The 11,634-nt window shown below is 66.1% G+C and carries 7 protein-coding genes; 2 read left to right on the top strand and 5 right to left on the bottom strand.

Annotated elements, in window-relative coordinates:
- Positions 1-65: 65 nt before the first annotated feature.
- Positions 66-1,022, top strand: coding sequence for an alpha/beta hydrolase (locus CAG29_RS20295; protein WP_085695043.1), 957 nt, complete (start codon positions 66-68; stop codon positions 1,020-1,022).
- Between the two features lie 128 nt (positions 1,023-1,150).
- On the opposite strand, the gene CAG29_RS20290 is transcribed toward CAG29_RS20295, so the two are convergent.
- The 5 genes from CAG29_RS20290 to pvdM form a co-directional block, all read right to left on the bottom strand.
- Positions 1,151-3,610 (bottom strand): TonB-dependent siderophore receptor, encoded by a 2,460-nt coding sequence (locus tag CAG29_RS20290; RefSeq protein WP_085695042.1) that lies wholly within the window; start codon positions 3,608-3,610, stop codon positions 1,151-1,153.
- Positions 3,611-3,727: 117 nt separating this feature from the next.
- The gene (locus CAG29_RS20285; RefSeq protein WP_085638143.1) at positions 3,728-5,377 is read right to left on the bottom strand and encodes a cyclic peptide export ABC transporter; all 1,650 of its coding nucleotides are present in this window, start codon (positions 5,375-5,377) and stop codon (positions 3,728-3,730) included.
- A gap of 148 nt (positions 5,378-5,525) precedes the next feature.
- Positions 5,526-6,434, bottom strand: a complete 909-nt coding sequence (locus CAG29_RS20280; protein ID WP_085577535.1) for a formylglycine-generating enzyme family protein — start codon at positions 6,432-6,434, stop codon at positions 5,526-5,528.
- Between the two features lie 51 nt (positions 6,435-6,485).
- On the bottom strand, positions 6,486-7,775 hold the full coding sequence (locus CAG29_RS20275; RefSeq protein ID WP_085695041.1) for an aminotransferase class V-fold PLP-dependent enzyme: 1,290 nt from the start codon (positions 7,773-7,775) through the stop codon (positions 6,486-6,488).
- Positions 7,772-9,142 carry a pyoverdine-tailoring dipeptidase-like protein PvdM gene (gene pvdM, locus CAG29_RS20270; protein WP_085695040.1) on the bottom strand — a complete coding sequence of 457 codons (1,371 nt, stop codon included), beginning with the start codon at positions 9,140-9,142 and terminating at the stop codon, positions 7,772-7,774. Before pvdM ends, CAG29_RS20275 begins: the two co-directional genes overlap by 4 nt.
- Before the next feature lie 314 nt (positions 9,143-9,456).
- On the opposite strand from pvdM, the gene CAG29_RS20265 reads away from it, so the two are divergent.
- Positions 9,457-11,076: a PvdJ/PvdD/PvdP-like protein gene (locus CAG29_RS20265; RefSeq protein WP_085695039.1), complete on the top strand. Its 1,620-nt coding sequence runs from the start codon at positions 9,457-9,459 to the stop codon at positions 11,074-11,076.
- Positions 11,077-11,634 lie beyond the last annotated feature (558 nt).

Raw genomic sequence — 11,634 nt, 5'->3', positions numbered from 1 at the left:
AACCTGTCCTGAAACCGGAAACACCGAACGGGCGCCCATGGCGCCCGTTCGGTTTGGAGAATTGAATGTCGTTGAATCCTGATATCGCCGCGTTCCTGCAACTGGTCGGCAACGGCCGGGCCAGCGGCAAGCGCGTGGGCATGCATGAGCTGACCCCGGAGCAGGCCCGTGAGCAGTTCGATCAATCGTCGCTGCTGATGGACGCCGGCGGCGAAGACCTCGCCGTCGTCGACGAGCTGCGCTTGCCGGTGCGCGACGGCGCGCTGCTGGATGCGCGGATCTACAGCGACCAACCGCTACAGCCTGGGGCCAAGCGCCCGGCGCTGCTGTACTTCCATGGCGGCGGCTACGTGGTCGGCAGTCTCGATTCCCATGACTCGCTGTGCCGGGCATTGGCGTCGATGGCCGGTTGCGTGGTGCTGTCGGTGGCTTACCGGCTGGCGCCGGCGGTCCGTTTCCCGACCGCCGCCGACGATGCGCGGGACGCCTGGGACTGGCTGGTGGGCAGCGCCCAGGACCTGGGCATCGACACCGCCCGCCTGGCGATCGCCGGCGACAGCGTCGGCGGCAGCCTGGCGACGGTGCTGGCCGCGCAACTGACCCAGGCGCCGGTGCGGCCCCTGTTGCAGGTGCTGATCTATCCGGTCACCGACGCCAGCCGCAGCACGCCGACCATCGAGCGTTACGCCGAGGGCTATCTGCTGGAGAAGGCGTCCCTGGAGTGGTTCTACAGCCATTACCAGCGCAGCGCCGAAGACCGCCTCGACCCGCGCTTCTCGCCGCTTTTGGGCGAGCCGTCGGCGCAGGTGGCGCCGGTGCTGCTGGTGTTGGCCGAATGCGATCCGCTGCACGACGAGGGCGTGGCGTATGCCCGTCATCTGCAGGCGGCGGGGGTGGCGGTGGAGCTGAAGGTCTACGAGGGCATGACCCACGACTTCATGCGCATGGGCGCGATCGTCGATGAGGCCGAAGAGGCGCAGCAGCACATCGCCGAGCGGTTGAGGGCGGTATTCGGCCTGTAGGCTGCATGTTGAGGGACGGAGAAGGCCGCTGACAGCGGCCTTTTTTGTGGGCGGGGCTTTTGTGGCCGGTGGAATCGCAGACAGCAAAACGCCGGCAGATGCCGGCGTTTTGCATGACGCGGGGCGTGTTACCAGTTGTAGGTCACGTCGGCGGTCATGGTGCGGCCTTCGCCGTAGTAGCAGTCCAGCGTGCTGTTGCAGCTGGCGACGTATTTCTCGTCGGTGAGGTTTTCCAGGTTCATCTTCACTTTCACGCCTTTGATGTGCAGCGGCGATTTTTCCAGGTCGTAGGAGACCATGGCGTCATACACGGTGTACGACGGGATCTGGAAGGAGTCCTCTTCGTAGTCCGAGCCGTAGCTGCTGCGCACGTAGCGGGTGCCCAGGCCCATGCCCAGACCGGCCAGCGAGGTGGAGAGGTCGAAGTCGTAGTTGATCCAGGCCGACGCGGTCAGCGGCGGGCTCATGGCCAGGGTGCGGCCTTCGCGGCCGTCGTTCACGCTGCGCCATTTGATCTGGTTGCGCGACACGGACGCCAGCACGCGCACGTTCTGGGTCACGTTGACCTTGCCTTCCAGCTCAACGCCGCGCGAACGCACCGAACCGCTCTGGATGCTGAAGCCAGGGTTGAGCAGGTCGTTGGTGAGCATGTTGTTCTGGTCGATCTGGTACGCCGACAGCTGGATGAAGCCGTCGATGGACTTCGGCTCGTACTTGATGCCGACTTCGTACTGCTTGCCCTCGGTCGGTTCGAACCCGCGGCCGTTGAGGTCGGCGCCGGTCTGCGGCAGGAACGACTCGGCGTAGCTCACGTACGGCGTCATGCCGTTCTCGAATTCGTAGCCGAAGCCGGCGCGGCCGGTGAACTTCTCGTCCTTGATGTTGGAACGGTTGCCGCCCAGCGGTTCCTTGTTGATGGTCTCGGCCCAGTCGTAGCGGCCGCCCAGGGTCAGGAACCACTGGTTCCAGCGCATCTGGTCCTGGGTGTACAGGCCGGTCTGCTTGACGGTGTTGTCCCACTTGTACGGCTGGCGGAAGTTGAACTGGCTGCCGTAGACCGGGTTGTACAGGTCGATGGCGGGGCCGGTGCGGTCGTAGCGGCCGAGGAACTTGGAGTTGAAGTGGTAGTAGTCCACGCCCAGCAGCAGGGTGTGGTCCACGTCGCCGGTCTTGAACTTGGCCTGGGCGATGTTATCGATGCCGTAGACCGTGTTGTGCTGGGCCCAGTCCACGCCGTAGCGGGTCTGGTAGCTGCCGTCATTGATGCCGGTGTTGGGGTTGGGCAGGAACGAGTAGCCGTGCAGCGGCGCGACGTAGCGGTCGTTGAGGTCGGCGTAGCGGGCGTTCTGCTTGAGGGTCCAGACGTCGTTGAGCTCGTGGGCCAGCTCGTAGCCGACCACGAACTGCTCGCGGTCGTACTTGTTCAGGCCCGGCTCGCCGAGGAACAGGCTGCGGCTGATGCGGCCGTTCGCGCTGCGGTGCACGGTGCCGTCGGCCGGCAGGCCTTGCGCCTCGGGGGTGTCGCGGTCTTTCTGGTACTGGCCGTAGACGGTGAGGCTGGTGCTGTCGTTCGGCAGCCAGGTCAGGCTCGGCGCGAGCAGCATGCGGTTCTGGTCGGCGTGGTCGATCTGCGAGTTGCTGTCGTTGATCACGCCGGTGAGGCGGTAGAGGAACTCGCCCTGGTCGTCGATCGGGCCGCCGAGGTCGAAGGCGCCGTATTTGCGGTCATAGCTGCCGCCGCCGATGATCACTTCGTGCAGCGGCGTGGCGGTCGGGCGCTTGCCGACCATGTTGACGATGCCGCCGGGCTGGTTCTGGCCGTACAGCACCGACGCCGGGCCCTTGAGCACTTCGATGCGCTCCAGGGTGTACGGGTCGATCTGCAGCGAGCCGCCGGTGCTGCCGCCGCCGTAGGGCAGGTGCAGGCCGTCGAGGTACAGCGGGGTCGGCGAGAAGCCGCGGGAGGTCGGTTCGTCGAAGATCTTCACCCGGTCGGAGAAGCCGCCGCCGGTCATGCCCGCGGTGTAGCGCAGGGCCTCGGTGACCGACTGCGAGCCGCGCATCTTGATTTCGTCCTGGGTGACGACGTTGATGGTCTGCGGGATCTCGTTGAGCGGAGTGTCGGTCTTGGTGCCGGTGGCGCTGCGCTTGGCCACGATCCCGTCGACCGGGCCCCAGGCCGATTCCTGTACGGCGGTGATGCTGGTCGGCGCCAGGTCCAGGCTGGCGCCGCTGCTGCGCACGCGCAACGCGACGCTGTTGCCCTGGACGCTGTAGGCGATGTCCGTGCCTTGCAGCAGTTGCGCCATGGCGGCGGTCGGTTCCAGGTTGCCGCTGACGGCGGTGCTGCGCAGGCCACTGACTTCGTCCGGGCTGTAGAGCACTTGCAGGTTGGTCTGGCGGCCGAATTCCTGCAAGGCGCTCCCCAGCGACTGGGCAGGAATGTCGATCGCCACGGCGGCGGCCTGGGCCATGCCGGCCATCGGCAGGGTCATGGCCAGCGCGCAAAGTGCCGGAAGCGTCGGGCGGAAGGAGCGGCGGATCAGCAGAGCCTTGGCGAGCGGGTGGAGTCCGTGCGGTGCGGGCATTGTTCTTCTACTCTTCAAAGTGTTGACTGAGAACTATTTCTATTAACTGTAAGTAAGACGTTGAGCCTCCGGAAAACCGGAAAGGCTCAACGCACTTTTTTTACGAATGTTTCACAGTCAGGCGGGTTGCGGCTCGGTGACCACTTTGCCGGCGTTCATGCGCACCAGTTGGTCGGCGATGTCGAAGTAACGGTCGTCGTGGGAGATGACGATGATGGTCTTGCCCAGGCGCTTCAGGTCCGGCAGCAGTTCCGTGTAGAAGATCCGGCGGAAGGTCGGGTCCTGGTCGGCGGCCCACTCGTCGAACACCAGCACCGGACGCTCTTCGAGCCAGGCGTTGATCAGCGCCAGGCGCTTGCGCTGGCCGGTGGACAGGTCGGTGGTGGTGAACGAGCCGTCGCGCACGCTGACCTTGTGGGCGATCTCCAGGCGCTGCAGGTATTTGTTGGCGTCGTCGGGAATGTGCGTGTCGCCCTGCACCACATCGTCGAACAGGTAGTAGTCGGCGAAGATGGTGGTGAACAGTTGGCGGTAGTCGTCGCGGGTGAGGGCGGTGACCGGTTGGCCGTTGAGGCGGATCTCGCCTTGCTGCGGCGCGTACAGGCCCAGCAGCAGCTTGATCAGCGTGGTCTTGCCGCAGCCGTTCTCGCCGACGATGAAGATGATGTCGCCCTGTTCGATCTTCAGGTTCACGGGGCCCAGGCGGAACGGCGCGGCGCCTTCCACGGTGGGGAAGCTGTACGACACGTCGGACAGCTCCAGGCTGTGCACCGGCGTCTTGCGGTTGCCTTGGTCGCTGAGCAGCAGGTGCGGCTCCGGCGAGGAGAACTGCTCGGACAGTTCGGCGATGCGGCGGAACGCGATCTGCGCGCGGCTGACGATCGGCAAGGTGCCGATGATGTGCTCCAGCGGGCCTTTCATGTACAGCAGCACCAGCACGAAGCCGCTCATCACGGCCTTGTCGGCGCTCGGCCACAGCGATTGCAGGGCCAGCGCCAGGCCGATCACCACGAAGAACAGCATCGAGCCCAGGGTCTTGGCGACCACGAAGATGTTTACCGAGCGCACCTGGGTGTCGCAGATGCGGTCGGCGGTGGCCTTGATGCCGGAAACGAACATGCGGTGCCGGCGCGGGCGGTGGATGCGCAGTTCCTTGGCGCCTTCGGCGACGGCGTTGTAGTGCTTCTGCAGCTCGTCCTCGTGGTCGCGGGCCTTCATGAAGCCCTGCATGCCGCGCCCGCGGGCGATGTACTGGATGACGGTGCCGATCAGGATCGCCGCCGCCATCAACAGGAACATCGGCCACGACAGCATCGCCAGGTAGCCCATGCAGCCGAGGGTGACGGTCAGGGAAATGGCCAGCGGCGCGAAGGCGAAGGCGAAGTCGCTGATGGTGTCGACGTCGTGGGTCAGCACCGGGATCAGGCGATGGCTGCGGTAGCGTTCGATCTGCTCGATGGGCGCCGACAGCACCTTTTCGCCCAGCTCTTTGCGCAGCTTGGCGATGATGTGCTGGCCGACGAAGTTGGTGCCGATGTCGGAGAAGATCGAGCTGGCCAGCGCCAGCAGGCACAGGCCGGCGAAGGCGGCGACCACGGTGCTGGTCAGGCCGCCTTCGTCGTGCAGGGCGCCGTTGATCGTCGCCAGCAGGGCGGTGACGCTCAGGCCACCGACCATGCCGAGCAGGATCGAGCCGGCGACGATCAGCCGAAAGGGTTTGAGCAGGGCGAACAATTCATTGATCACCCCGCGTGTTGGTTTGCTCATGGAGGTTCCCTGCTTGAAAAAGCGGCGAAGGCCGACAGCGGTGGCGGCTTCGCCTGGGTGACGTAGAAGAGGGCGGGGGCGCGCCGCAACGGATCGCGCCCACCTGTAGAACGACTGGAGAGAGGGTTAATTTAGCGGTGCTGCGGGCTCACAGGTCCCGGGCGACGCGGAAGCCGATCCAGTCGCCGCGCTCGGTCGGCACCAGCGCGTTGCGGTTGCCGGAGCGGGAGAACACCGGCGCTTCGCCCCAGTCGTTGCCGCGGATGCGCTTGAACTCGCACTTGCCGGTCTGCCAGGCGCTGCCGTCGTTCGGCGCGCCGACGTAGTTCTCGTTGTAGCAGTCGGCGGTCCACTCGTAGACGTTGCCGTGCATGTCGTACACGCCGAAGGCGTTGGCCGGGAAGCTGCCGGCCGGGGCGGTGAAGTTGTAGCCGTCCGCCGCGCCGTAGGTGTTGGCGTGCTTGGCGATGCTGTATTCCTTGCCTTCATCGAACGGGAACGGGAACGGTCCTGCGGTGCCGCCGCGGGCGGCGTATTCGCGCAGGGACTCGCTGACCAGGCGGTACTGCTTGCCGGTCTTCTTCGACAGCCACGCCACGTAGGCGTTGGCCTCGGCGAAGTCCATGCACACCGCCGGGTGGCGGTCGGTGTACTGCTTGCGCGGGTCGCTGCCTGCGTAGTCCGGAATCCCGGCCTTGCATGCGCGGCCCGGGCGGTCGTCGCCGTCGGGCATGCGGTAGCCGGTCTCTTGGAGGTAGGCGAACCATTCGCCCTTGAGCACCTGGAAGCGGCTGATGGCCAGCGGCTTGGCGAACGTCACCTCGTGCATCGGGCCTTCGTCGGGTTCGCGGCCGACCTCATCGTCCGGGGTGCCCATGGTGAAAGTGCCGGTGGGCAGCACGACCATTTCCGGGCAGTCCTTGCAGTCCTTGAACACCTTGCCCGGCGCCGGCGGGGTGGCGGCTTGGGCGGCGCCCGGCAGGAGGGCGGCGGCCAGGGCGGTCAGCGCCAGGGCCGGCAGGGCCTTCAGGGAAAAACGTCGCGGTTCGCGGTTCATTTCATGCCTCTCAAAAAAGGAAATCGCCAAAAGGAAGCGGGAAGGGCGGGGTCACAGGGCCCGGTCGAGCACGGCCAGCAGGCGGTCGATCTGCGCCTCGTCGTTGAGCAGCCCCGGCGCGGTGCGGATCACCGGGCCCACGTCACGGTGCACGGCGTCGGCCACCACCCGGTTGGCCATCAGGTGCGCGGCGACCTTGTCGCTGTCCTTGCCCTTGACCCGGAAGAAGGTGAAGCCGGCGGAGAACGCCGGGCTCAGCGGCGTGACCAGTTCGATCTGCGGCCGCTGCAGCAGGCGTTGCTTGAGGTAGCTGTTGAGGGCGTGGATGCGCGCCTGCACATCGGCCTTGCCCAGCCGCAGGTGCAGCTTGAACGCCTCGCTCAAGGCCCAGCGGTGCTCGAAGGCGTGGAAGCCGCCGGGGGTCATGGTGGTGGAGAAATGCTCGGCTTCGGAAAACGTCGGAATGATCGGGGTGACGTACTTCACCTCCGGCGTGCGGCTGACCACGATCCCGGTGCCGCGCGGGCCGAACATCCACTTGTGGGTGCCGGCGATGAAGAAGTCGCAGTTCATCGCCGGGAAGCTCAGGTCTTCCACGCCGAAGCCGTGCACGCCGTCCACCACGTAAACGATGCGGTCGGCCTCGCTGCGGCCACGGTTGTGCTTGTCGACGAGGGCGCCGATGTCGGGCAGCGGCAGTTTCACGCCGCTGCCCGAGTGCACCCAGCACATGCCCAGCACGCGGGTTTCGGGGCGGATGCTGCGGTCGATGGTGGCCAGCAGCTGTGCCTTGTCGATTTTCTGCGGGTCGTCGAACAGGCGGATCTTGCGCACCCGGGTGCCTTCGCGCTCGGTGCGCAGCTCAAGGATGGTGTGGGTGGCGTAATGCTCGTGTTCGGTGGTGAGGATCTCCTGGTCGGCGCGCACCCGCACGCCGCCGTAGATCATCGCCAGCCCCTGGGTGGTGCTGCCGGTCAGGGCGATCTGCCGGGCGTCGGCCTGCACGTACTTGCCGGCCCAGGCACGGACTTCTTCCTCGCGCTGCTCGGTGACGCCCAGGTCCCAGTCCATCGACAGGCCGGGGTTCTTGTCGATCGCCGCCCGGTGCAGGGCGATGGCATCGCGCACCGGGCGCGGGTGGGTGGTCACCAGAAAGTTGGAGAAGTGCAGGTAATCCGGATCCTGGTCGAACAGCTGCCGCAACTGCGTCCACTTGTCACCCAATGTCGGTGCCGATGCCGGCGACTGGGCAGCGGCGGCCAGTTCCGGCAGGCCGGCGCCCAGCGGCAGTGCGGCGGCCAGCAGCCCGGCCTGTTTCAGGAATTCGCGACGGTTGCTCATGGCTTGGCGGCTTCCCGGTTCTGGGCCAGCGCAGGCCTGGCGGATTTCTCGACCTGATCCCACACCCGCAGGAAGTTGCCGCCCCACAGTTTGGCGATGTCCGCCTCGGAGTAGCCGCGCGACAGCAGTTCGGCGGTCACGTTGCGGATCTCGCCGACGTTCTCCCAGCCTTTGACGCCGCCGCCCTCGTTGAAGTCGGAACTGATGCCGACGTGGTCGATGCCGATCTTGCGCACGGTGTAGTCGATGGCGTCGCCCAGATCCTTGAGGCTGGCCTTGGGTTCCTCTTCGAGGATCGCGTAGAGCTGGCCGGCGTACTCGCCGAAGCGTTGTTCGGGCCACGCGGCGATGATCGGGTCGCCCGGCATCAGGGCCACGGCCAGGTTCGGCAGCGGCGGCAGGTCGAAGCGCTTGCGCAGTTCGTTGAGCTTGTCCTGGGTCTGCTGGGTCAGCGGGCGCAGGTACTGCGAGAAGCCGACGATCTGCACCACGCCGCCGCTGTTCTTGATCAGTTGCAGTTCCTTGTCGCTGAGGTTGCGCGGAATGTCGACCATGGCCCGCGGCGCCGAGTGCGACGCCACCAGCGGCGTACGGCTCAGTTGGGCGACCTGTTCCAGGGCCTTGGTGGACATTTGCGAGACGTCGATGATCACGCCCAGGTCGTTCAGGCGCTTGACCGCCTGCTTGCCCAGGTCCGAGAGGCCGTCGAGGGCGTCGGGCGAGTCGTTGAAGAACGGCAGCGGCCGCGAGGAGTCGGCCCAGTCGTTGTTGCCGATGTAGCTGAAGCCGAACATGCGCATGCCGCGGGCGGTCCACAGGTCCAGCTGGTTCAGGTCGTGGCCCAGCGGGTAGGCGTTGAGCATGCTGATGAAGATCGCGAACTTGCCTTCGCCGTGCAGGCGGCGGAAATCGTTGGCGGTGTAGGCGATGCCGACCTGGTTGGGGAAGTCGCGCACCATGCCGGAAATGATCTTGTAGCGGATTTCCTGCTGGTTGCGCGCCTCGTCGACGAAGCCGGCGGTGGGGCGGTGCGGGGCGTTGGCGCCGTTCCAGATCTCCGGCCAGCCGAAGATGGTCAGCGCCGCGCCCGACAGCCGCCCGCGGTTGGCCTTGACCAGGTCGAACTGCTCGCTGCCGTCCTTGTCGATCTCGTTGCCGGTGGTGCCGAAGCCCTGGGTGATGGTGATGTGGCTGTCGAACGACAGCATGTGCTCGTGCAGCGCCTCGGCCTGTTGCATCACTTTGTGCGGGTAGCCGGGATTGTCCTTGAAGAAAGTGTCCCAGACCGCGAAGCCGGCGCCGGCGGCAACCGCCAGGGCCAGCGGCAGGCCGATGAAAAGAGCCTTTTTCGAACGTGGTTTTGTCATTGCCGTCTCAGTCAGGTTCGCTGTCGGGATGCAGGCGCAGAGGCCTTCGCTATCTGGGAAGAACGAGCGGTCGGCGACGGAATTTAGGCCGGCCGGCGAAGTGCCCGGCGCGGTGGTCCTTATGGGAGCGAGCCTGCTCGCGATGAGGGTCTGTCGGTGACATCGAGGTGGCTGATGCATCGCCATCGCGAGCAGGCTCGCTCCCACAGGGGGGGAGGTGCGGCGGCCCATTCGCGCGCGCACCGTAAATTTGTCCGCGCAGCAAACGTTCTTGCTGGGATAAGGCCTGCTTCAAGGCTGACACAGGTAGGGCAATGAGAATTTCTCGACGATGGTTCATGGCAGGCCTGGCGCTGACCGGCGCTGCCGTACCGGCGGCCTATTTCGGGCATCGCGAATGGACGAAGCCGGATCCGACGGTCACCCCCGGCGAGGCGTCGTTCGACGTGGCCGACGTGGCCGGGCAGCGTCTGGCCAATGCGCTGCGCGGGGTCTGGAAGATCCGTTTCACGGGGGCCGACGCCGGCCTCGAAGGGTTGCCGCCCAAGGGGCTCGAAGTGTTTCTGGACATCGGCCAGAAAGGCCGGGGCGTGTGCGGCTTTCTCGACACGCCGGAGCGTCTGCGCTCGGATGAAACACCCCGTTACCGAATTCTCGGCGACCTGGCCGGGGCCGACGCCTCGATGCTCAGCTGGCGCCTGATCGGCGCGGGCGGGCGAGTCGACTATGAACTGAACATGGTGCTCGACGAGGTCTGGGCCGATTTCGGCAATGCCGGCAGCGGCAGCCTCAGCGGCACGGTGCAGCGGCTGGACCGTTCGCTGGCGCTGCCGGCCCAGGATCACCGCTTCATCGCGGTCAAGTGCCTGTTCCCGGAGGCGCGCCAGCGCACGCCGCTGAACCCGACGCTGCTGGCCTGGCTGGTGTCGCCCGAGCATCGCCTGTTCCATCAGGTCTGGCATGCGACCCGGGACAAGTGGCACACCTTGTCCGAGGACAAGCGCAACGCCCTGCGCGGCCTCGGCTGGCAGCCCGGGCCGCGTGACCGCGAGCGTGACGCCCGCGGAACCCGCAAGGACCGCAACGGCTCGGGGATCGACTTCTTCTTCATGCACCGGCACATGCTCGGCACGGCCCGCTCCATGCAGGATTTGCCGTCTTGGGCATTCTTCCCGCTGCCGCAGCCGGAGCTGGTGCGTGACCGCCAGGGCTTCGCCCGCTACTTCGACAACCACGACGGCACCGCGCTGCCGCCGACCTGGCTGGCCGAAGGCGATGACGAGTACAGCCAGTGGGTCAGCGACATCAAGACGGCCGAGACGTACCAGAGCAATTTCGAGGTCTGGGAATCGCAGTACCGCGATCCGCAGTACCTGTCGAAGCTGACCCTGGGCCAGTTGGGCTCGGAGATGGAACTGGGCCTGCACGACTGGCTGCACATGCGCTGGGCCTCGGTGCCGCGGGATCCGTCCAACGGTCAGCCGGTGCCGCTGGCCCGGGACCTGGACGACTTCGCCGCCCGCTGGTTCGCGCCGGAGAACGACTTCCTCGGCGATCCGTTCTCTTCCCATGTGAACCCGGTGTTCTGGCATTTCCACGGCTGGATCGACGACCGCGTCGAGGATTGGTTCCGGGCTCATGAGCGCTTCCATCCGGGCCAGGTCGAGCGGCTTGAGGTCAACGGTGTGCAGTGGTTTGCGCAAGGGCGTTGGGTCGAGGTGGCCGATCCGTGGCTGGGGCCGACCACCCATGGCTGCAGCACCACGCCGGGGCTGCAGGTGGGCAAGTCGGTGGAGATGGATCCGGAGACCATGAAACTGGCGCTGCGCATCACCTTCGGCGAAGACGAGAAGAAGCTCGCCGAACTGTTCCGGCGCGTGCCGCAGCGGCCGTGGTATGCGCGCAACCTGAAGGCCAAGCAGAACCAGGCCTGACCTGCGCGTCACCGTTCATTCGCGCACTGCCGGCATCGTAGATGTCGGCAGTGCCGGCCTCATCGCCAGCAGGCTGGCTCCCACAGGTTTTGGGGTGTGCAGGGCATTTGTGGCTGCCCCGGATCCCTTGTGGGAGCCAGCCTGCTGGCGATGGCGGTGGAGCAGGCAACAGAGATGCCGACAGTTCGGGCCTCATCGCTAGCAAGCTAGCTCCCACAGGTTTTTGGGGTGTGCAGTGCATTTGTGGCTGCCCCGGATCCCTTGTGGGAGCCAGCCTGCTGGCGATGGCGGTGGAGCAGGCAACAGAGATGCCGACAGTTCGGGCCTCATCGCTAGCAAGCTAGCTCCCACAGGTTTTTGGGGTGTGCAGTGCATTTGTGGCTGCCCCGGATCCCTTGTGGGAGCCAGCCTGCTGGCGATGGCGGTGGAGCAGGCAACAGAGATGCCGACAGTTCGGGCCTCATCGCTAGCAAGCTAGCTCCCACAGGTTTTTGGGGTGTGCAGTGCATTTGTGGCTGCCCCGGATCCCTTGTGGGAGCCAGCCTGCTGGCGATGGCG

Origin of the sequence: Pseudomonas sp. B7(2017) (assembly GCF_002112745.1) — a bacterium.
Classification (GTDB): Bacteria; Pseudomonadota; Gammaproteobacteria; order Pseudomonadales; family Pseudomonadaceae; genus Aquipseudomonas; species Aquipseudomonas ekonensis.
The sequence above is the reverse complement of the archived record's forward strand: the minus strand, read 5'-3'. Positions and strand labels throughout refer to the sequence as shown.